Source organism: Moorena sp. SIOASIH (genome assembly GCF_010671925.1).
In the GTDB taxonomy this organism is placed as follows: domain Bacteria; phylum Cyanobacteriota; class Cyanobacteriia; order Cyanobacteriales; family Coleofasciculaceae; genus Moorena.
The window spans coordinates 209,326-229,893 of sequence record NZ_JAAHIH010000009.1 but is presented as its reverse complement, the minus strand read 5'-3'; the positions used below and the strand labels follow the sequence as shown (position 1 = coordinate 229,893).

The window sequence follows — 20,568 nt, the reverse complement described above, 5'->3', positions numbered from 1 at the left end:
CTACACATCAATTTCATCTGCCCATCTCCTCATCTCTCCCCTTTGACTTAATCTATCAATAGTTTACACGGTTTTAACCCTTTATTCCCTATCCCCACACTCCCCACATTCCCCACACTCCTCGCACTCATCACCTGGATCGGAAAGTTCAAACTGCATTGATTGCAACAAATTTTGGCAGAAAAGGTAAAACCATCTGGTAAAATCTATAGTGCTTAGCTAGGCATTAGCCTGTTTTAAACAAGTTTTAGGAAAGTTTAGCGTCAAGGTATCAGCACAGAAAATGACTATTATATTCCAACTATTACTCACTGCTCTAGTCCTATTGTCATTTGTCTTGGTAGTCGGTGTACCAGTAGCTTATGCCACACCTCAGAACTGGGAGCAATCAAAACGCTTGCTTTGGCTTGGTTCAGGGGTCTGGGTGCTTCTAGTGCTTCTAGTCGGTGCCCTCAACTTTTTGGTGGTTTAGGTTATAATTTCCCTCAGCTAGACCTAAATTATTACTGTAATCAGCCTTTAGAACGATAGTCATGGCAGTTTTCGAGGGAAATTTTACGTCATCTACCTCCCTGAGGTTTGCGATTATCATTGGTCGGTTTAATGACCTAGTGACAGGTAAACTCTTAGAGGGGTGTAAAGATTGCTTAAAACGCCATGGCATTGATCCCAATCCCCAAGGTACTCAAGTTGACTATATTTGGGTACCGGGTAGCTTTGAAATTTCATTGATGGCTCGGCAAGCTGCTCTTAGCGGTCGTTATGATGCAGTGATTTGCTTGGGATCAGTGATTCGGGGTCAAACTCCCCATTTTGATTACGTCGCTGCTGAAGTAGCCAAGGGCATTGCTGCTGCCGGTTTTCAAACCGGGGTACCTGTTATTTTTGGTATTCTAACCGTAGATACCATGCAGCAAGCTCTAGAAAGGGCGGGAATCAAGAGCAATAAAGGTTGGGATTATGCCATGAATGCCATAGAAATGGCTAACCTGATCCGAAGTTTTCGAGGTCAAGAGTCAATATTAGGCTATGAAGAGTCTGAACAGGGAACTTTGGGCCAACAAACTCTACCATTCTCGACAAATTGGACCATTGCTTCAGAATCTGACCCTGATTCCTAACATATGAGTTAATCTTGGAACAATTTCCTAATTTTCTTGAATCTAAAAGCTGATTAGGAAGGGTTGACAAATTTTGGCGGATCTGACATACTAGAAAGAGATAAGTTGAGGTGCGGGTATAGCTCAGTGGTAGAGCGTCACCTTGCCAAGGTGAATGTCGCGCGTTCGAATCGCGTTACCCGCTTGCGAATATTCAATAAACCTGTCAGACCTAGAGTAAGGCAACCTGAGGGAGACTGTGTTCAGCTCAAGCATCCCACTTGATGCCAACCGTGGCAATGAATAAGCTTATATAATAGATGGGGACACGCTTAGCTTTGTAGTGTCCCAATATTTATATCACTCATGCAGCACTACCAATTAAAGGTTTTTTGATAAACCTAACCAGATGTCTTTTGGTTTTTAATAACGCTTGTGCAATCTCAAAAAGGTCAAAAGATTGACTTAAACTCTGAGTATCCCTGCCCTTGTCGGCGTCGGGGTCATTTAGTGCCAATTACACTGACAGAAGCCCTTGGCTGCAATCGCTGTCAGCAAATTTTTGTGGTAGACGAAAGTGGTTATGTGATTGAGCAACTATCCACCCACTACCCCTATAAAAAAGCTTGGCGTTGGACAGGACATCGTTGGAATACAATCCATGGTAGTCTTGGGGAAAGCTACTTACCTGTAGCGTTGGGTATTGTATTAGTTCTGCTGATTGTCTGGTTGCCTTTGGCACTTCACTCCCAAAAAGGGCCAGGTATCATAGTCTGGGCATTACTGGCAGTACTGCTAGCAGTACTTCCGGCTATGATGGTTTGGCTAGCTTACCGGCGTTAATAAACAATGAACACAGACTCTGGGAGCAAGGCCTCGAAGTTACATGATTTAATGGCCAGTGTCCACCATGCTTCTCGGGCATTGGCAAACACCAAGGGAGAAGAGCGCTCTCGTGGCATCGAGGCCATGGCTCAAGGAATGCGAAATTCCTTTGATGATATTTTGGAAGCTAACACCCTAGATCTGGAAACCAGTAGGGACATGGCAGTGCCAGACCTAATTTTGGACTGGCTGAAGCTAACACCAGAAAGGCTACAGATGGCTATCGGGATCCTGGAAAGGATTGGAAAGTTATCTGATCCAATCCGGCGGGTAATGAACGCTTCCTATCAAACTGACCAATCTCAGACCTACTGTCAGCTAATGCCGTTGGGAGTGATTGCTCTAATTTATGAGGCATTCCCTGAACTAGGTGCAATTGCCGCAGGCTTTTGTCTCAAAACTGGTAACTCCCTGATTCTCAAAGGCAGTAGCGAAGCCAGTCAATCTAACCAGGTGATTGCTCAAGCGTTGCAAAATGCTTTGGATGAGGTCGGTTTGCCAACGGGATGTCTGGAACTATTCCCTTCTGGACAGGGAGCTTCGATTCGGGATTTGGTCACTCAAAATCCATATCTGAATTTGGTAATTCCCCACGGACGACCAACCCTGCTCAAGCAGGTGATCCAGCAATCAACTGCACCAGTTTTGCAATCGGCCATTGGTAACTGCTACCTTTACTGGTCTGCTAATGGTAACGTCGATCTGGTTAGGCATATGGTTTTAGATAGCCACGCCAGTCAGCCGGATCCCGTCAATGCTATTGAAAAAATTCTGATTAATCAGAATCAAAAAACCTCTGCCTTAGTTACCCTGTTGAACAACCTCAAGGAAAACGGTTTTGAACTCAGAGGTGATGCCCATCTAGTGGCTAAGTTTCCTGAACAATTGACCTTGGCAGCAGAATCCGAGTGGGGTCAAGCCTACTTGACAAAAACTATTGCGTTGAAAGTGGTAGATTGCATAGAATCAGGCATTGCTTGGATTAATCAATATAGTAGTGGTCATGCTGACTGCCTGGTGACAGATTCTTATCAGGAAAGCCGTCAGTTTGCCTTAGGTGTAGATAGTGCATCAGTTTACATTAATTCTTCACCAAGATTTTCACGGAATCCGCAACCAGGAGACTCCGTGTTTCTAGGTATGTCTAACCAAAAAGGACATCATCGCGGCATGATTAGCCTGGAAACTCTCACTACCCTTAAACACGTAGTTCAGGGTAATGGACAGTTTTAGGCGTTGGTCATTTGACCATTGGCTGCTCTCAAGCGGGAGGGGATCAATCGATCCATCCAGTATTCCAAATAGGCTCGATTTTCCTCAAGTTCAGCAGGATCCGTGGTATCCATCGGATGAGGGGCTAGTCCCAAAATCGCAGCTGTAGTGACACAAAACATAGATTTCTGGAAAGTTTGGCAAATTTTGACCCGCAAGTCAATTTCACCCCGATGCGATCGCATAAAAAAATCGCTGAGATACTTGGGTAGATAATGCCTCATATCCTGCATCAGCAATGTCGGTGGAATTCCAGCACCACCAATAGGCAATGGGTCAGCATACAATGCGCCATAGGTAAATCGGGTTTGATCTGGGGAAATCTGGTAGGCTTGGGCATTCAGAGATACTGTCCCCAGAAAGGGTGTTCCCCGGAAAAAAATTGCCTCTACATAGGGTACTCCTGTATCAGACAAGAAAGTCAAACCAACCGATTCGGGAATAATCTCATACCTTTGAGCGCCAATCTGAGGGGCATAGGTAATCGGTTTGTTTGCTGCTGCGACTAACCCTGCTTTAATATGGTCTACCACTTGGGGAATCGACTTAATTTCCCCTTCGTCATAGCCCTGAGATAGGGACATGAATATATCACTCATCACCCGCCAGAATTGCCCTAATCCACTGGTATAGGCAAGCATTCGCACTTGTTCGGGCAGGAATTCAGGAAATAGCTTGTGCATTCCCAGCATCAGGGGATTGCTCTTAAACTTTGCCTGAATTGCTTCGGCACATCGCTGCTCAAATTCATCGGTATCGAGATGAGTATCTAAGCCCCCACCACCGTGCCATAACATCGAGCGCATACAGTATTCGGCGTACTCAAAGTTAATTCGGTCGTGCCACCAATGACGTAAAAGCTTTGAAAATGAAATCTCCCCATTAAAGTATTTAAAGAAGGGAAAAAACACTAAAAATTGATGATCGGCAGTGTAGATAAGATTGCGGGAGTAAGCATCTAAAACAATGCCGTAGCTGTGAAGTATACCGACTACTTCCATCAGGTTTTCTGGAGAATCCGATAGCAGGGCACTACCAGTTTGTAGTCGCTTTATATACTCCTCTAGGGGATGCTTTCGCTTGGTTTTCTGGCTAACTACCATAATAATTAGGTTGACGATTGTTTGGTTTAAGGTTGAAGGTTGTCTGTCAGCATTTAGAATGCAGAATGCAGAATGCAGAATTCTAAATTCTAAATTCTAAATTCTACATTCTAAATTCTACATTTCGGCGACGCTACGTGAGCAACGGGCTAACCTTCAACTATTGCTTGATACATTCACAGCTACATTCGGTGGTGTCGTTACCAAAGTTGCTGTGATCGGTTCACTTAAATTAAGTAACCATCCTGGTTGTAGTCCCAAAACCACAATCAATAGGGCTAAAACCAGCCCTGGTAATTGTTCTGTGAACTTAACGGTTGGTAAATCAGTTAAATGGTTAGCCAGACGACCAAAGAAGGCTCCACCAACTAGTTGTAAAAAGTAAACAACCGTTAAACCGGTGCTGAGCATGCATAGGATAGTTGGGATTGGTAATACCTGGAGACTACCCCAGTAGACCAGAAACTCAGAGATAAATCCCACCATGCCAGGGATACCAGCACTAGCCATTACACCAAGCACTATCAAACTACCAACTACTGGCATACCCCGTTCCGGATTTAATAGACCATTGAGGATAGTGATATCCCGTGAGCCAGTTTTCTTATAAATGATACCGACTAATAAAAACAGTAGCGCTGATATTAACCCGTGACTGATCATCTGTAAAACTGAGGATACCAAAGCTAGCTTAGTGGCAGCAGCAGCAGCTAAGAGAATGTATGCCATGTGAGCGACAGAACTATATGCCACCATTTTTTTCATGTCTTTCTGGACAATGGCATTGAACGCTCCGTAAAGGGAACTTACTGCTGCCCAAATTCCCAACCAAGGTGCCAGAATTGTCCAAGGTTCCGGAAACAAACCTAAGCCAAACCGCAACAAACCATAGGTACCTAATTTCAGGAGCACACCAGCTAATAGAATTGAAACTGGGGTTGATGCTTCCACGTGGGCATCTGGTAACCAGGTATGGAATGGCACAAAGGGAATTTTAATTCCAAAGCCAATTAGAACCGCTCCTAAGAGAATTAATTGCTGAGCAACGGGTAGTAATGATGCCAGCTCCCTGGTCTCGGCGTAGCTAAAGCTAGAGGAACCACTCAAAAACACTAAGCCCAGGAATGACGCTAGAACCAAGGCTCCGGAAAGGGCTGTGTAGAGGAGAAACTTGGTTGCAGCATAGCCTCTGCGCTTACCCCCCCAAATTGCAATCAACAAATATAGGGGAATCAGTTCCAGCTCATAGAAGATAAAAAACAGCAGTAAATCCTGAGCTAGGAAGGCACCGGCAACAGCGCCATTTAGCAACAGCATCAGAGCGTAATACAACCTAGGGCGAATGACGTTGGAATCTGTGCAGTACAGGGCAATTGCGGTTAGCAGACCATTTAGGATCAGTAAGGGCAATGATAGACCATCTACCCCTAAACTATAGGTCAAACCAATCACCTGAATCCAAGGAAGATTTTCCTGAAATTGTAGATTCACGTCACCGGGGTTAAACATGGTCATCAATATTACTGACCAGAGGAAAATACCACCAGTAACTACCAAGGCAACTTGACGAGCTGCTTTAGCGGTGACATTCCCGGGCCAAAACCCCACTATAGCGGCACTCAGTATTGGTACCAAAATCAAGGCACTCAACATAAATCGACCAGTCTCCTAATCATTGGTTTACTAACTCTTGTCATGGGGTTGGTTTGTTGTTCGCGTAGCGTGGCCAATAGGCCAAGGTTGGTTTGTTAAAGGTTGAAGGTTGAAGGTTGAAGGTTGAAGGTTGTTCGCGTAGCGTGGCCAATAGGCCAAGGTTGTTTGGTTGTTCGCGTAGCGTGGCCAATAGGCCAAGGTTGTTTGGTTGTTCGCGTAGCGTGGCCAATAGGCCAAGGTTGAAGGTTGTTTGGTTGTTCGCGTAGCGTGGCCAATAGGCCAAGGTTGAAGGTTGAAGGTTGTTTGGTTGTTCGCGTAGCGTGGCCAATAGGCCAAGGTTGTTCGCGTAGCGTGGCCAATAGGCCAAGGTTGTTTGGTTGCAGGTTGTTTGGTTGAACGCGATGGACGAAGTCCCGCTTTGCTGCGAAACGCGTGGCCTAAAAGCCAAGGTTGATTGGTTGAACGCGATGGACGAAGTCCCGCTTTGCTGCGAAGCGCGTGGCCTAAAAGCCAAGGTTGTTTGGGGTTGAAGGTTGGTTTGTTGAAGGTTGAACGCGATGGACGAAGTCCCGCTTTGCTGCGAAACGCGTGGCCTAAAAGCCAAGGTTGGTTTGTTGAAGGTTGAACGCGATGGACGAAGTCCCGCTTTGCTGCGAAGCGCGTGGCCTAAAAGCCAAGGTTGTTTGGGGTTGAAGGTTGTTTGGGGTTGAAGGTTCAACAGTCAAAGGGCTAACCTTCAACCTGCTAACCTTCAACGGGCTAACTTTCAACCTGCTAACTTTCAACCTGCTAACTTTCAACCTGCTAACTTTCAACCTGCTAACCTTCAACCTGCTAACCTTCAACGGCCTAACCTTCAACGGCCTAACCTTCAACCTGCTAACCTTCAACCTGCTAACCTTCAACGGCCTAACCTTCAACGGCCTAACCTTCAACCTGCTAACCTTCAACCTGCTAACCTTCAACGGGCTAACCTTCAACCTGCTAACCTTCAACGGGCTAACCTTCAACCTGCTAACCTTGGCCTATTGGCCACGCTACGCGAACAACTAATCACCTATCAACAAAGACCACTGATCCAAAGACCACTGACTCAAAGACCACTGATTTAAGGGCCAGGTGATGAAGATTGCCAATAAGCTGATTCCTAATAGGATAGTCAGTACATAAAACTGTGATTTACCGGAAACGCTGTATTTTAGGCCTTGACCACTAAATACTGTTCCTAGACCAACCAGATTGACTAACCCATCAACGATATATCTATCGATCCAAGCTGTAATCTTGGAAAATAGGAGAACCGCAAACACGATGGTGTAACGATACAGTTCGTCCAGGTAAAAGTCATAGGCGAATAGGTCTTGGAACAATTTCAAGGGCATCCGAATTGACCGCGACCAGGTTCTGGGTAGGTAAATTAAAGCCCCTGCCGTGCAACCTACGACACCAGAGATTATCAAGCTTACCTCGGCTAGGAGATTGAGATCCTCCCATTCCGATAGCAATTCCATCGGACGTATTAGCACTGGTACCAGCAATGTCAGTATGGTTAACGCTACCATTGGTAAGGCCATAGCCCACGGTACTTCTGGTGATCGACGGGTCTTCGCTTGGGGTTTCCCTAGGAAAATTAGCCGAAACACCCGGACTAAACCTAAGGCAGTAACTGCGTTAACGAAGAGAAAGGGTATGACCAGAAGAGGGGCATCAAACCAAAAGGCATTAATCCCTTCACTCATTGCCCAAAAGCCACCGAGGGGGAAAAGTCCAATCAGACCAACGATACCCACGGCAAAGGCAGTGCTAGTAGCGGGCATTTTTGACCCTAAGCCCCCCAATTCAGCTAAATTTTGGTTATTGGTGTTGAAGATTACCCCCCCGATGCTCATAAACATCAAGGCTTTAGCAAAGGCATGGGCAACCAGTAAAATCACACCAATATCAGAGCGCTGCATTCCAACCGCGATAAATACTAAACCAATGTAAGCGCTGGTGGAATGGGAAAGCGATCGCTTAATATCGATTTGTGCGATCGCTACCATTGAGGTGCCTAGTGCTGTGATAGTACCAATAACTACTAACACCGATAAGGTCAACGGTGAGATCATGGTCACAATCGGCACCAGTTTAATCAGCACATAAGTACCACAAGTCACCACCAAGGAATTCCGCAGTACTGAGGCGGGATTCGGTCCCTCCATCGCCTCATCCAACCATAAATTCAAGGGGAATTGGGCACATTTACCAATTGGACCAGCAATCAAAGCCAATCCCAGTAAGTTACCCACTAGTGGCGGTAGATTAGCTGAATAAGCCCAGGTATACAAGTCTGAAAAGGTTAAGCTTCCTGCAAAGGTGGCTAAGCTCACCACCCCAACTAGCAGCAAGATATCTCCTACACGCTTGGTTAGAAAAGCATCTCGGGCAGCTTTGAGTGCCAAAGGCTGAGCATACCAAAAACCCACAATGAGCAAAGTACACACCGTGAGCATCTCCAACAGAGCATAGGTCAGGAATAAGGAATTACTCAAGACAATTCCGATCAATGCCCCTTCAAAAAATCCCATTAGGGCAAAGAAGCGAGCTAATCCCCAATCTTTCTCCATGTATCCGAGAGCATAGAGTTGAGCCAATAGACTTAGGCTGGTGATAAACTCCATTGCTCCAGTACTCACTGGTGAGACTTCCAGAACAAAAGATATGTCAATATCAGCAACCATTAGCCAGTGATACTCTATCTCTTGCACGGCTTCCTGTAATGAAGCCTGGAAGATCAGCCAGCCATGAATGCAGGCAAAAAATGTCATCAACAGGTTAAAGTAAGCCGCTGGTCTCGGTCCCGTACGACGCACTATTCCTGTTGCCCAGGGGATAGTTAAAAATGCCCCAATCCAACCGTAAATGGGAACTACCCAAATCGTCTGAGTAAGCAACTCAGTCATCACGCCTTGACCTCATCATTTCTGCAATCAATTAAATAAAAATCGGTACTAATTAGCCCAAACGTCTTTTTAAAGTGACGATTTTCCTCGGTTTACAGCTAATAATGTGGTGATTTGTCTTAAATCATTACTATTTTTATAACTTTATCAGTTAAGGGTTATCTTGGACATAATCCAGGCCGATTTTTCCGGAATATTTTTTTGGTGATTACCATAAACCCTGGTTATTGACATTAATACAATTAACCTTTATAGAACCCATCAAGCTAACTTATTCAAGGTCAAGTCTGGCTTGACAACCGATCAAGCTAAGGGATTAAAGCTCAAATCAGGCTTGACAACCCATCTATCCACCCATCTATCCTTAGTCAGGTTAGAGCGACCCAGTTCCCAGTGCCGTAACCCAGGAACTCGGTGACCGCACTCAAATTCTGGCTTGAGTGAGGATTACTTATCTAAAAGTTATAAAAAAATTATAAAACAAAAGCAACCATTCTCCAAAACGGTGAATTTTCGTTAACTAATCTAGCTGACCCCCTCGGAATGTTAAGTTTTGTTAAGGTCTCTCATTAAGAAGTATTATCATATTTTATATTGTCAAATACGCCAAGGTTCTCTATGCTTAGTTTTGGTTGTCCTTTAAACAAAGATGTTGAGGGCATTCCCCGTCTACTATCTTTGTTTCAGCCGGGGTGAGCGAAACAATCACTTTTGGTCAGGCAAACCCACACCCCCCTCCACCCTTTAATCCCCCCCAAACTAACCATGAGGCGGATTAAGACCGGAGCAAGGGAAGCACAGAAGCACGACCAATATAGTTAGCTACATGAGCTAGCTAGGTGAGTTAGCTACCTGAGTTAGCTACCTGAGTTAGCTACCTGCTAGGGCGTTGGTCGGCTCAAGTTCTGACGGTGTATCGAAAACGCCGATTTACCCGGCAACATTGCAGTTATCTGCAATGCCAGAGAAACCCTAACTACACTGCCCTAACTACACTGCAAGGTTAGTTAGGGAGCGTTCATCACTCTTATTTGACTAATCCACTAGGAGAAAAGCGAAATGCCAATTGCTGTTGGAATGATTGAAACTGAGGGCTTTCCAGCTGTTGTAGAAGCAGCTGATGCGATGGTTAAAGCCGCTCGCGTCACCCTTGTGGGTTATGAAAAAATCGGTAGCGCTCGTGTAACCGTGATTGTGCGGGGAGATGTATCCGAGGTGCAAGCTTCCGTATCTGCTGGGATAGAATCAGCAAACCGGGTGAATGGAGGTAAGGTGGTATCAACCCACATCATCGCTCGTCCCCATGAAAACTTAGAGTATGTCCTACCAATTCGTTACAGCGAAGCTGTGGAACAGTTCCGTAGCTATTAGCCAAGATGCTCCTAAAAACCATAGAGAGTCTAGAGGCAATTGGCACAAGCTTGGGTGCTGAACTGGTTGGTATGCAGTGACTATAGGTTTAGCAAAGAGCGCTTATATGCCGTCACAACCATCCCACGTGTGGTCAGCGCGTGGGTTGATCAAAATCTTGATAAACGTCTAGGAGTAAAATTCATGTCAATTGCTGTGGGAATGGTGGAAACCCTTGGTTTTCCAGCGGTTGTAGAAGCCGCTGATGCGATGGTGAAAGCGGCTCGTGTCACCCTTGTAGGTTATGAAAAAATTGGTAGCGCTCGTGTAACCGTGATTGTCCGGGGAGATGTGTCTGAGGTTCAAGCTTCGGTAGCTGCTGGGATTGATAACGTTAAGCGTGTCAATGGAGGTCAGGTATTATCTACCCATATTATTGCTCGACCTCACGAAAACCTGGAGTATGTTCTACCAATTCGTTATACCGAAGATGTGGAACAGTTCCGGGAGAGTACTAACGCCATCCGTCCGATGAACCGTCCATAATCGTCCGCCAATTTGAGATTCAAGACATGCCGGTGTCAAGTAGGGGATGTGCTTACCATGAGGGGAGAGATTGCTTGATCCACTAGTTTTGGCTTCGCCATATAACTGCTCCCTAATCCATCTCCCCCCAAGTCCTGTCACCCCAAGTCCTGTTATAAGTTAGGTCAATGCAAATTGCCAAGGTCCGAGGCACGGTCGTTAGTACTTATAAAGATCCTAGTCTTAGAGGAGTTAAGTTCCTTTTCCTGCAATACCTAAATGATGCAGGAGAACCACTCCCCAAGTATGAGGTAGCAGCTGACATAGTCGGTGCTGGCTTAGATGAGTGGGTGCTAGTCAGCCGTGGCAGCGCGGCTCGGCAAGTCGGTCAGAGTGACAAGCGTCCCATCGACGCTATGGTGGTGGGGATTATTGACACGGTCAGTGTGGACAATACCATGCTCTACAGCAAAAAAGACCAGTATTAGTGAGTAGGTTCGGACAATAGTAGCTTTGGGTAATAACTTTGGGTAGTAGCTTTGGATAGTAGCTTATGCGTGGTTATCCATGGCTCGATTCTGACTCGACCCCAATAGCGTTCCAAGCTAGCAGTTATTTGTAACGATAAGCCATAACGGTAGAGGTTAACCATTAACAATCCAGCAATTTCTGCATGATCACATTTCCCGAGTGGGAGCAGCAGAAATAACTAACCCCAATCCTCAAGTGTGGGGCTTGACAAAAATCTATTTCATGACAGTGTATCTCAAATAAAAATTAGGAGGAAAACATCTATGGCATTTAGCACCCAGGCAGCTCCCCCAACACCGTGGTCAAGGAATCTGGCTGAACCAAAAATTGATGACACAGCTTATGTCCATTCTTTTTCCAACATTATTGGAAATGTAGAGATCGCGGCCAATGTATTGATTGCTTCGGGAACCTCGATTCGAGCTGATGAAGGGGGAGCATTTTACATCGGTGAAGGCACCAATATTCAAGATGGTGTTGTGATTCATGGTCTTGAAGAAGGTCGGGTTGTTGGGGATGACCAGAAAGAGTACTCGGTCTGGATTGGCAAGAATGCATCGATTACCCACTTGAGCCTGATTCATGGTCCTGCTTATATTGGGGATGATTGCTTTATTGGCTTTCGCTCTACGGTGTTTAATGCTAGAGTTGGCAAGGGCTGTATTGTGATGATGCATGCCCTTGTTCAGGATGTAGAAATTCCTCCCGGTAAATATGTTCCTTCCGGAGCGGTGATTACTAATCAGCAGCAAGCTGACCGGCTACCGGATGTAGAAGAGCAAGATAGAACGTTTGCTAACCATGTGGTGGCAATCAATGAGGCATTGCGGGCGGGTTATCAGTGTGCAGAGGATGATTCCTGCATGATGCCCATCCGCAAGGAAATTGCCGAAAATGCTGACTCTAATGGTCATAGTAGCCCTGATAGTTCCCATAAATCTTTCAGATCAATGTCTTCAAATACAGGATTAAGTTCAGAGCTTCAACAACGAGTTCGTCAACTGTTAGGCCAAGGATACCGAATTGGTGCTGAATATGCTGATGAGCGTCGCTTCCGTACTAGTTCCTGGAAGAGTGCTTCCGGAATACACTCCGATCGTGAATCAGAAGTGCTCCAATCCTTGGATGATTGTCTGGCAGACCACGCTGGTGAGTATGTCCGACTAATTGGGATTGACCCGAAAGCTAAACGCCGGGTGTGTGAAGAGATTATCCAAAAACCGGGTGGCCAAGTGTCTCGGAGTTCCAGTGGATCTGGTTCAACTAGCTACAGCCCCTACAGCTCTGCTCCCCAACCTGCTGCGGCTGTCTCTAACAATGGCTTAGAGTCATCAGTGGATGATCTAGTTCGTCAACTGTTGTCCCAAGGGTATCGGATTGGTATTGAGTATGCTGATGAGCGTCGCTTCCGGACTAGTTCCTGGAAGAGTGCTCCTGGAATCAACTCCGATAATGTATCACAGGCTTTGGCAGACCTAGGGGCTTGTTTGGCAGACCACGCTGGTGAGTACGTCCGACTGATTGGCATTGACCCGCAAGCCAAGCGCCGGGTGATGGAAAAGATTATTCAAAAACCTGGGGACACGGTAAACCCTGGTGCTAAATCTTCCCCTAGTAGTAGCTATACTCCCCGTTCAACGCAATCCTCAGGATTCAATGGCAGCAAGGTTTCTGGTTCATCCTTGACTCAAGATATCGTTGAGCAGATCCGTAACTTGTTGTCCCAAGGCTATCGCATTGGTACTGAACATGCGGATAAACGTCGATTCCGCACCAGTTCTTGGCAGACTTGCTCCCCCATTGTCTCTACTCGGGTTTCAGAGGTGATTGAAGGTCTAGAAGGCTGCATGGTTGAACATGCTGGTGAGTATGTACGGTTGATTGGTATTGATCCGAAAGCTAAACGGCGTGTTCTAGAGACGATTATTCAAAAGCCCTAATCTATAACTATAGCATAGGGAACAGGAAAAGAGAGGGGCGGGGGCGCGGGAGGTGTGGGAGGTGTGGGGAGATGGGGGGAAGCCCCTTTGGCCACACTGGATCCCCAATACCGGCTGCATCACTTTCTTGATTTTGTTAACCCCTAATGACCTATTGCTATAATTAATCGCGTTTTGTTGACAGTTGACAGTTGACAAGTAACCGTCAACCGTTAACCGTCAACCATTTACAACAGACAAGTCGCAACCACTGTATTGATAGGTATTGATATGTTATTGATAGGTATTGATAGGTATTGATAGGTATTGATAGGTATTGATACAACAGTTTATCGAAAGTTAGCTGGAATCGTAAGATACTCCACTCTATACCAGTACAGTTAGCACCGGGATGTAGAAAGAAGTCTACTTAAATGTCTTTGCAGGTAAGGGGATTGAAGTGATTCACTAATCAATTTCACTAATCAATTTCTGAACAATGTGTGACTGTTTTCCAATGCTAAACATACTAAATCTTTTGCAAAAGTATCCTTATGATACTATTGGCTTCAATTTTTCGGCTCTGTTCCCTGTTCCCTGTTCCCTGTTCCCGACTTCTGCAAGAAGTCTACTGTGCCAATTATGCACTTGCCTAAACTTCTATTGAGTAATAATTCTCATATATACGTGGAAGGAAATGTGAGCATTGATCCTAGTGCTGTTATTTCAGCAGGGGTAATTTTGCGAGCGGATCCAGATAGTAAAATAACGATTGCAGCTGGTGTTTGTATCGGTATGGGAGCAATTCTTCATGCTCACAAAGGTACTCTGGAGGTGGAATCAGGAGCGAGTTTGGGAGCTGGGGTTCTGGTCGTGGGGAAGGTAAAAATTGGCGCTAATGCTAGTATTGGCTCCCTGACGACAATTTGGAATCATTCTGTAGAATCCCTACAAGTAGTGCCATCAGCTTCGGTGTTGGGGGATAAGGGGCGTCCATTACCGGAGCAGTCTCAACCAACTCCTGATACTTTGGAGCAGAAACCTCAGGAGTTGTCATCAGCTGTACCTGATCAAAGCTTTACCACGGAATCTGTGAATGGTCAAGTGCCATCCACCAATACCACGGTGGCTACAGATACAACAGAGACTAATACCACAGAGACTAATACTACAGATACCAATACTATAGAGACTAATACTATAGAGACTAATACTACAGAGACTAATACTACAGACTCTATTGAGGCTGAGACGACCGCTGAGTCGCAGACAGAATCACCAGCCCCGAAGACTCAGCCTACTGTTCATGGCCAGGGGAGCTTGAATCGATTACTGGATACTCTGTTTCCTTACAATCAATCTTTTAATAGTCCTAGCAAAGATACATAGCATGTCTCAATTAGCTTTTAGGGAGTCGGGAGTCGGGAGTCGGGAGTCGGGAGTCGGGAGTCGGGACAAAATGCTGTGGATTTAATTATTATGAGAAAGGCTAGATAATTTTCTCGATTGGGACTCTGGCTAAATCCCTCAACCTTTAATGCCAGCCACCTGCGCCGTTTTGACAAAACCCAGTCGAGGCTGGTACAATCAACCGGAATTTATTACGGAACTTAGGAAAAATGTCTCCAGAAAAGTTTTTGTCATCCAGTGTTTGGGTTGCCAGGGTGAAAACTTTCTTCCAGGCCATGGATGTCGATGGAGATGGATTCTTGTCCCTCTCCGACTACGAACATACCGCAGACAGGTTGGTCGAACTTGGAGGTGATCCGTCGAGATCTCAAGAAATCCGGGAGCTGTTTCGCGCCCTGTTTAAGAACATGATGGCTGGAGGGGCTCCGGTCGATGGCAACACCAGAATCAGCGAAGAAGAGTGCGTCGCCAACGCTGCGAAGGCAGTGACGTTGGTCGAATCGGCACGGGAAGTGGCTAGGCGCAAGAACGAGGTCTTTTTTGATCTCATCGACACCGATAACTCCGGAGAGATCTCCAGTAAAGAGTACCGGAAGTATCTGGCAATATATTTCGGGGAAGAGGACCCTGACCGCGCCGATCAGGCTTTCGATAGCATTGATGTTGATGGCAACGGTTCCATCAGCCGCGACGAGTTTATAGAAGGTCATATACACTACTGGTTTGAAGATGGTAGCGACCCAAGCTTTTCTCCCCTTCCCTATGGCCCGTTGGTCGATCAATAGAACTCTTTAATCAATATTTTGTGGCATTTTCTTCGACTTTGGGTAGTCGGAAACATGTAGTGATTTTTATAAGGTCTGGTGAAGGTAACCGGAGCTAAAATCACTACTTGTATATATAGCAATTCTCTTTCCTCATGAAGTCCAATTTTATGGGTTTTAGGGAACAGGGAATTAGGGAGCAGGGAATAGGTAATAAGGAAAAAAATCTCTGTACCTCATAGCTATGATAAACGCTATAGCATGTATAAATAGGTTATGAACAATCTTGCTGATTTCTCATAAGGTAGTGGTACACAAGTAGTGATTTTAACTCCTGAAACCTTGACGCTTACCGTAGCAAAATCACTACATCTTTACCACTACCTGATCTAATTCTGGGATCCTTCTCAATTGATAGATCGTATTGACAATTTATGACCTATCTTTTTTTAGCATAATTCGACCAATTTAATATATATCAAGGGTTAGGGGGCGCTTGTCGCCCCTCTAGCTTCCAAACTCTAGGTACCAGTTCAAGTAGGAGGACAAAATTTATCCTAATGGTAATTTTTTGAAAGACGATGGAGAGCTATTCTCAATGGTAATTCAATCCATTCTTTAAAAGCAGCTAAAGTTGAAATATTTTCTATTCCATGATTCATACTGATTTTATCTCTGATTAGCTGACTGACAGCTATTCCCAAACCCTTTGTAAAAGAACCACTAAAAGATAAAATCTTCGTTTCTTCACCAGAAAGTAGACGCATTGTACGGTAACATTCATCAGGATATTGTCGCCACATTTGATAAACTGCCTGACGAATAGCTACGGTACCATAATCTAATCGGGTAAAAACTTGGTAAAGAGTCAAAGCGAGTAATTCAGGAACATAAGTACGAATAAGACGATCGCGTTGAAATGCTTGAAAGTTTTTGCTGGTTGCTAGACGCTCTGCATCCTGAAAACCAAGAGTCATACCTGTTGCTGTAATTGGATGATAGCATCCTGTTGCATCTCCAACTAAAGTTAGATTTTTGCTCCCATAACAGACTCGAGGACTAAATTGATTGGCACACCAAGCAATTGATCGATTTTCCAAAGCATATCGAAATGAAGAAAGTAAAGTTTTAGGTAATACTGGGCTGTAAGCATCCCACAAAAAAGCAGCTATATTTCGAGAGCTTCTGAAGTATTTAACTGGAACATCAAGACAGATACGAACTTGGTTACAGCCAATTCGATAGACTAAAGCGGGGCCAATTCCACCCAAAAAAACATGTCCGAAGCCTTCCCAAGGAAGAGTAACATTTTCTAATAATAAACCTCCCATGTAGGAAATTAAGTGGTATTTATATAGTATACCTAAATGCTTCCGAACGATTGATGAGCGACCATCTGCACCAATAATAGTTTCACTAAAAACGCTTTGTTTTTTGTTGATAACCTTATTATAAAAAATTACTGTTTTGCCTTCGATATGCGTGACTTTAGCAAACGGAATATACTGAATATTAGGACAGGTTAAAATTGCTTTTCGTAAGGCTTTAACCAACGTGTTATGTTCACAGCTAAATCCTAAGTTATGATTAGGATAATTTAATTTAATCGGCTCGGTTCCATCATCGGGAAATACCACAAAACCCAAACCACTGACATAGTTTGCTCTCAAAGTAGAGATTAATTGTTCCATTCCTAGATTTTGTAAAATCTTCAAGGCAGGGGGATGTAACCATTCACCAGCCAGTCGTCTTAAACCGTTAGGATTGGCTTCTAATAAAAGAACTCTTTCACCGCAATTTGCTAGACTCATTGCCGTAACGCAACCAACTGGTCCAGCACCGATAATAACCACATCAAAAGGTTTAGATATTAATTTCATATTTTCTAGATAATGCCCCGTTTAAAGTTGGGTCATTCCTCCATCAACAGCAAGTTCGCAACCTATTATATAGGAAGCATCATCTGAGGCTAAAAAAACCACTGCTTTGGCAACTTCTTCAACACTTCCTATTCGTTTGGTTGGAATTCTATTAAAACATTGACTACCTAGGTTAACAAGTTTTTCTTGAGGGATATTGTAGCGGCTCAAAATAGATGTTTCAACTGCACCAGGAGCAACAGCATTTACTCGTATTTTTCTGTCTAATAACTCAACTGAAATCGTTCTAGCTAGGGAACGCAATGCAGCTTTACTGGCTGAATAAATACTGATTTCTGGGATGCCTAATGCCGCAATTGCAGACGTATTCAATATAATTGAACTTCGGTCTTTAAGCAAGGGAAGTGCTTTTTGAATAGTAAAAAAAGCCCCTTTGAGATTAACGTTTATAATTTCATCAAATAAGTCTTCGGTAATCTGCGTAATTTTAGATAACCGATTAATTCCAGCATTAACAAATAAAATATCAAGATAGCCATATACTTCATTTACTTTTTCGTAAAGTCGATCAATATCGTTTAAGTTACTGACATCACCTTGTACCCCCACTGCATCTTCTCCCAAAGCTTGAACAGCTTGCTTTAAAGTAACTGAATTGCGTCCCATGATAATTACTTTTGCTCCTTCACGAACAAAAGCTTTTGCCGTAGCCAAACCTATGCCACTATTCCCCCCGGTAACAACTGCAATTTTGTTCTTTAACTTTTTCATGATAATCTTAATTATTATTTAATATAGCGTTTCTCGCAGTTATATAGACGGGAGTTTTTTTCACAGCATTCCAAGGGTATGAGTGGTTTCTGTCCTTAGAATGCTGGCTCCCACTCAGTTTAGTCAAGGGCTGCTATCTCTCTCTAGATAAGTATTTGAGCACTTTTGACTTCATTTTTTTTCAGTCAACCAGGCGCGGGGCTTCCCGCAATGTTACCTAACAGATATAGTATTATTACTATATCCGATGGCCAAAACCCACGTATAAAAATTAGTCTAATCTGTTCTAAGTAGGTGGGCATAAATAAACGTTAAAACTCAGAATACGAAAATGAAGCTGGAAGCCTTTATTCAAGGGGTTTTCACCATTTTGGATTTCAATTGCTATTTTACGGATAATTAAGCCCACCTACTTATCATCAACAATCTAGGCTCTAAAGATAAAGGGGTTATGAGAACTGGATTTGGTATGAGTTATGCAATAAGACTAGGCTGATCTGTCTCATTAATTATTCCTGATCTCATATTTTACTGTAACTGGTTTATTGGGAGCAGGTCAATTTTGTAAGAACACTTGAACTACAAACCCTTGAACTATACTGTTTTCCGGGCTTGAGTACCAGTTATCAGTCGTTTTAGTACATTTGTTCTGGGAATTTGACATGCTCCCTGGTTTATTTTTGCTATGGGTTAGTAGCTAGTGTGAATTATTCTGTATAGGATGTCTGAAAAGTGATTGGCTACGCCAAACGTCTCAGCATAATCAGAAATCTAGGCAATTCGAATCATGGTTTGCTGAAGTTGCTGGTAAGACTTCATAATCTTTACGCTCGACGACGACACCAATTGAACCATCCGAAAGTCCGTTCCACAACCCAACGTCTTGGCAAGACCTCAAAACCCTTGACAGTATATGAGCCCATCACAGTTTCTAAAATCCAACCATAGACATCCATGACCCACCTCATCAAGCCAACGCTCGATAACCACCATCAACCCAAATTTTAATTAAACGGTGAAATCGCTCTTTGGTTGCCTTGAGTTGGTCGAATAATAATCTCGCTCCTTATCGCTCTGGTAAAGAAGCTGCCGTGACGGCTACAACCATGCTTCAGCCCCAGGGTATCCACCACCAGATGACGCTTACGACCTTTAACCTGTTTAGCAGCATCATAGCCCACTTCCAGATGAATCATGGTTGCGGTTTCTACTGATTGGCAATTCCATTACTGCTGCAAAAGGACTCGGATCATGGTCTTTGATTGGCCGTAGGCCACGCTTTGCGAAGGCTCGCACCCATTTTCGCGTATTGTTCGTGAATTCGTTCCCAATCACCGTTGATACGCCAAGCCGCGAAAATAATGATATAGCACTACGCATTAAAGTTAGGACATTGATACAAGCTCAAAAGCTGTTGTAGTAAACTTTTGCCTCTTGCCTCTTGCCTCTTGCCTTCCCCGTAGCGCTATAGACTGTCTTCCTTTTGGGAAAATCGTTGGGACGCCCCCCTGGCGCAAGCTGGTGGAATTAGTGTTTCGAGCAATTGCCATTGTTCATCGCTTAAATCCGTAGGATATGATTGATTGATTACTTTACTCTCGTTATCTGTCATTTATGGCTATTGACAGCTTATCTTGACAAGAGTTTTTATTTTAGCTCTGAAGTCTGAAACTTTGGCGATCTAGCTTTGCCCGTCACGGGATGCGATCGCTACTATTTTGACTTTTCAGAGATCCTCTAAGTTTATCGGACTTAGCCATTGACAGATAAGCCCAAATGTGATTGAGTAGAGAGAAGCGATCTATGACTTCCCAGCGAGCAGTTTTTCAATAGTATAAATCCGAGCAGTAAGTCCTAAGTTGATTGAGCACGGTCTACACAAAAATAAATCAATTAGACTCTTTACAACTATAAAAAAGTTGTTTATATTGCAATAGTGATGTTGATATAACATTGCTCAACCATAAACAAATTAGTTTTTGTAAATTATTTGACAATGATTAGTGAATTTCGTAAGAAAAAGCTAGCCAAAGTCTTCAATGCAATGGATTCTAATGGCAATGGAGTTCTTAGCAAAGCTGATCTAGAGAAATCTTTTGAATCGACTATTGCGATCCAAGGTCATAAGCCCGGAAGCCCCGAATATCAGAGTGGCTATGACAAGATGGTCACCGAACCCTCATGCTTCAGCCCCAGGGTATCCACCACCAGATGACGCTTACGACCTTTAACCTGTTTAGCAGCATCATAGCCCACTTCCAGATGAATCATGGTTGCGGTTTCTACTGATTGGCAATTCCATTACTGCTGCAAAAGGACTCGGATCATGGTCTTTGATTGGCCGTAGGCCACGCTTTGCGAAGGCTCGCACCCATTTTCGCGTATTGTTCGTGAATTCGTTCCCAATCACCGTTGATACGCCAAGCCGCGAAAATAATGATATAGCACTACGCATTAAAGTTA

At 44.2% G+C, this 20,568-nt stretch carries 19 protein-coding genes, 1 tRNA gene and 2 pseudogenes; 13 read left to right on the top strand and 9 right to left on the bottom strand.

The features are described 5' to 3' along the window. The first annotated feature begins 283 nt into the window (after window positions 1–283). From psbZ to F6J90_RS40480, 5 genes are all read left to right on the top strand, one after another. Window positions 284–472, top strand: a complete 189-nt coding sequence (gene psbZ, locus F6J90_RS40500; RefSeq protein ID WP_070394766.1) for a photosystem II reaction center protein PsbZ — start codon at window positions 284–286, stop codon at window positions 470–472. 61 nt (window positions 473–533) lie between these two features. After that, window positions 534–1,121, top strand: coding sequence for a 6,7-dimethyl-8-ribityllumazine synthase (ribH, locus tag F6J90_RS40495; RefSeq protein ID WP_293035875.1), 588 nt, complete (start codon window positions 534–536; stop codon window positions 1,119–1,121). A gap of 112 nt (window positions 1,122–1,233) precedes the next feature. After that, window positions 1,234–1,305, top strand: a tRNA-Gly gene (locus F6J90_RS40490). Between the two features lie 230 nt (window positions 1,306–1,535). After that, complete coding sequence (locus F6J90_RS40485; RefSeq protein ID WP_293107680.1) at window positions 1,536–1,943, top strand: hypothetical protein; 408 nt, start codon at window positions 1,536–1,538, stop codon at window positions 1,941–1,943. A gap of 6 nt (window positions 1,944–1,949) precedes the next feature. After that, the gene (locus F6J90_RS40480; RefSeq protein WP_293107677.1) at window positions 1,950–3,218 is read left to right on the top strand and encodes a glutamate-5-semialdehyde dehydrogenase; all 1,269 of its coding nucleotides are present in this window, start codon (window positions 1,950–1,952) and stop codon (window positions 3,216–3,218) included. On the opposite strand, the gene F6J90_RS40475 is transcribed toward F6J90_RS40480, so the two are convergent. The 3 genes from F6J90_RS40475 to F6J90_RS40465 form a co-directional block, all read right to left on the bottom strand. Beyond that, on the bottom strand, window positions 3,215–4,360 hold the full coding sequence (locus tag F6J90_RS40475) for a CO2 hydration protein (RefSeq protein ID WP_293107674.1): 1,146 nt from the start codon (window positions 4,358–4,360) through the stop codon (window positions 3,215–3,217). The genes F6J90_RS40480 and F6J90_RS40475 overlap by 4 nt on opposite strands. A 156-nt stretch (window positions 4,361–4,516) precedes the next feature. Continuing rightward, window positions 4,517–6,013: an NADH-quinone oxidoreductase subunit M gene (locus F6J90_RS40470; protein WP_293107671.1), complete on the bottom strand. Its 1,497-nt coding sequence runs from the start codon at window positions 6,011–6,013 to the stop codon at window positions 4,517–4,519. 40 nt (window positions 6,014–6,053) lie between these two features. Then, the gene (locus F6J90_RS40465) at window positions 6,054–6,731 is read right to left on the bottom strand and encodes a hypothetical protein (protein WP_293107667.1); all 678 of its coding nucleotides are present in this window, start codon (window positions 6,729–6,731) and stop codon (window positions 6,054–6,056) included. A gap of 55 nt (window positions 6,732–6,786) precedes the next feature. Here F6J90_RS40465 and F6J90_RS40460 point away from each other — a divergent pair. Continuing rightward, window positions 6,787–7,125, top strand: a pseudogene (locus tag F6J90_RS40460) (pentapeptide repeat-containing protein); the annotation flags it as partial. Here the strand turns inward: F6J90_RS40460 and F6J90_RS40455 are convergent. Next, window positions 7,063–8,955 (bottom strand): NAD(P)H-quinone oxidoreductase subunit F, encoded by a 1,893-nt coding sequence (locus tag F6J90_RS40455; protein WP_293107661.1) that lies wholly within the window; start codon window positions 8,953–8,955, stop codon window positions 7,063–7,065. The pseudogene F6J90_RS40460 and the gene F6J90_RS40455 overlap by 63 nt on opposite strands. Window positions 8,956–10,014: 1,059 nt before the next feature. Here F6J90_RS40455 and F6J90_RS40450 point away from each other — a divergent pair. From F6J90_RS40450 to F6J90_RS40430, 5 genes are all read left to right on the top strand, one after another. After that, complete coding sequence (locus tag F6J90_RS40450; RefSeq protein ID WP_008185070.1) at window positions 10,015–10,326, top strand: carbon dioxide-concentrating mechanism protein CcmK; 312 nt, start codon at window positions 10,015–10,017, stop codon at window positions 10,324–10,326. A gap of 183 nt (window positions 10,327–10,509) precedes the next feature. Next, a complete protein-coding gene (locus F6J90_RS40445; RefSeq protein ID WP_293018921.1) occupies window positions 10,510–10,851 on the top strand; it encodes a carbon dioxide-concentrating mechanism protein CcmK in 342 nt (113 codons plus the stop codon). A gap of 167 nt (window positions 10,852–11,018) precedes the next feature. Continuing rightward, window positions 11,019–11,318 (top strand): EutN/CcmL family microcompartment protein, encoded by a 300-nt coding sequence (locus tag F6J90_RS40440; RefSeq protein WP_293107658.1) that lies wholly within the window; start codon window positions 11,019–11,021, stop codon window positions 11,316–11,318. Window positions 11,319–11,624: 306 nt separating this feature from the next. Next, window positions 11,625–13,301 (top strand): ribulose bisphosphate carboxylase small subunit, encoded by a 1,677-nt coding sequence (locus tag F6J90_RS40435; protein ID WP_293107655.1) that lies wholly within the window; start codon window positions 11,625–11,627, stop codon window positions 13,299–13,301. Between the two features lie 678 nt (window positions 13,302–13,979). Continuing rightward, window positions 13,980–14,669 (top strand): hypothetical protein, encoded by a 690-nt coding sequence (locus tag F6J90_RS40430; protein WP_293107651.1) that lies wholly within the window; start codon window positions 13,980–13,982, stop codon window positions 14,667–14,669. Window positions 14,670–14,686: 17 nt separating this feature from the next. Here F6J90_RS40430 and F6J90_RS40425 read toward each other — a convergent pair whose 3' ends face one another. Beyond that, a complete protein-coding gene (locus F6J90_RS40425; protein WP_293107647.1) occupies window positions 14,687–14,845 on the bottom strand; it encodes a hypothetical protein in 159 nt (52 codons plus the stop codon). Between the two features lie 54 nt (window positions 14,846–14,899). On the opposite strand from F6J90_RS40425, the gene F6J90_RS40420 reads away from it, so the two are divergent. Continuing rightward, window positions 14,900–15,475, top strand: a complete 576-nt coding sequence (locus F6J90_RS40420; protein WP_293107644.1) for an EF-hand domain-containing protein — start codon at window positions 14,900–14,902, stop codon at window positions 15,473–15,475. Between the two features lie 536 nt (window positions 15,476–16,011). Here F6J90_RS40420 and F6J90_RS40415 read toward each other — a convergent pair. The 4 genes and pseudogenes from F6J90_RS40415 to F6J90_RS40400 form a co-directional block, all read right to left on the bottom strand. Then, on the bottom strand, window positions 16,012–17,334 hold the full coding sequence (locus F6J90_RS40415) for an FAD-dependent monooxygenase (protein ID WP_293107641.1): 1,323 nt from the start codon (window positions 17,332–17,334) through the stop codon (window positions 16,012–16,014). A 21-nt stretch (window positions 17,335–17,355) separates the two neighbouring features. Continuing rightward, a complete protein-coding gene (locus F6J90_RS40410) occupies window positions 17,356–18,105 on the bottom strand; it encodes a glucose 1-dehydrogenase (RefSeq protein WP_293107638.1) in 750 nt (249 codons plus the stop codon). Window positions 18,106–18,929: 824 nt separating this feature from the next. After that, window positions 18,930–19,073 (bottom strand): hypothetical protein, encoded by a 144-nt coding sequence (locus F6J90_RS40405; protein WP_293107635.1) that lies wholly within the window; start codon window positions 19,071–19,073, stop codon window positions 18,930–18,932. 101 nt (window positions 19,074–19,174) lie between these two features. Continuing rightward, window positions 19,175–19,283, bottom strand: a pseudogene (locus tag F6J90_RS40400) (IS5/IS1182 family transposase); the annotation flags it as partial. An 818-nt stretch (window positions 19,284–20,101) separates the two neighbouring features. Here F6J90_RS40400 and F6J90_RS40395 point away from each other — a divergent pair. Further along, window positions 20,102–20,320, top strand: a complete 219-nt coding sequence (locus tag F6J90_RS40395) for an EF-hand domain-containing protein (RefSeq protein ID WP_293107633.1) — start codon at window positions 20,102–20,104, stop codon at window positions 20,318–20,320. Window positions 20,321–20,568: the final 248 nt, after the last annotated feature.

Excerpts from the sequence above, each read along its gene's own strand:
- psbZ (WP_070394766.1), top strand. The coding sequence starts at position 284 with ATGACTATTATATTCCAACTATTACTCACTGCTCTAGTCCTATTGTCA.
- ribH (WP_293035875.1), top strand. The coding sequence starts at position 534 with ATGGCAGTTTTCGAGGGAAATTTTACGTCATCTACCTCCCTGAGGTTT.
- F6J90_RS40480 (WP_293107677.1), top strand. The coding sequence starts at position 1,950 with ATGAACACAGACTCTGGGAGCAAGGCCTCGAAGTTACATGATTTAATG.
- F6J90_RS40475 (WP_293107674.1), bottom strand. The coding sequence starts at position 4,360 with ATGGTAGTTAGCCAGAAAACCAAGCGAAAGCATCCCCTAGAGGAGTAT.
- F6J90_RS40470 (WP_293107671.1), bottom strand. The coding sequence starts at position 6,013 with ATGTTGAGTGCCTTGATTTTGGTACCAATACTGAGTGCCGCTATAGTG.
- F6J90_RS40455 (WP_293107661.1), bottom strand. The coding sequence starts at position 8,955 with ATGACTGAGTTGCTTACTCAGACGATTTGGGTAGTTCCCATTTACGGT.
- F6J90_RS40450 (WP_008185070.1), top strand. The coding sequence starts at position 10,015 with ATGCCAATTGCTGTTGGAATGATTGAAACTGAGGGCTTTCCAGCTGTT.
- F6J90_RS40445 (WP_293018921.1), top strand. The coding sequence starts at position 10,510 with ATGTCAATTGCTGTGGGAATGGTGGAAACCCTTGGTTTTCCAGCGGTT.
- F6J90_RS40440 (WP_293107658.1), top strand. The coding sequence starts at position 11,019 with ATGCAAATTGCCAAGGTCCGAGGCACGGTCGTTAGTACTTATAAAGAT.
- F6J90_RS40435 (WP_293107655.1), top strand. The coding sequence starts at position 11,625 with ATGGCATTTAGCACCCAGGCAGCTCCCCCAACACCGTGGTCAAGGAAT.
- F6J90_RS40420 (WP_293107644.1), top strand. The coding sequence starts at position 14,900 with ATGTCTCCAGAAAAGTTTTTGTCATCCAGTGTTTGGGTTGCCAGGGTG.
- F6J90_RS40415 (WP_293107641.1), bottom strand. The coding sequence starts at position 17,334 with ATGAAATTAATATCTAAACCTTTTGATGTGGTTATTATCGGTGCTGGA.
- F6J90_RS40410 (WP_293107638.1), bottom strand. The coding sequence starts at position 18,105 with ATGAAAAAGTTAAAGAACAAAATTGCAGTTGTTACCGGGGGGAATAGT.
- F6J90_RS40405 (WP_293107635.1), bottom strand. The coding sequence starts at position 19,073 with ATGAGGTGGGTCATGGATGTCTATGGTTGGATTTTAGAAACTGTGATG.
- F6J90_RS40395 (WP_293107633.1), top strand. The coding sequence starts at position 20,102 with ATGATTAGTGAATTTCGTAAGAAAAAGCTAGCCAAAGTCTTCAATGCA.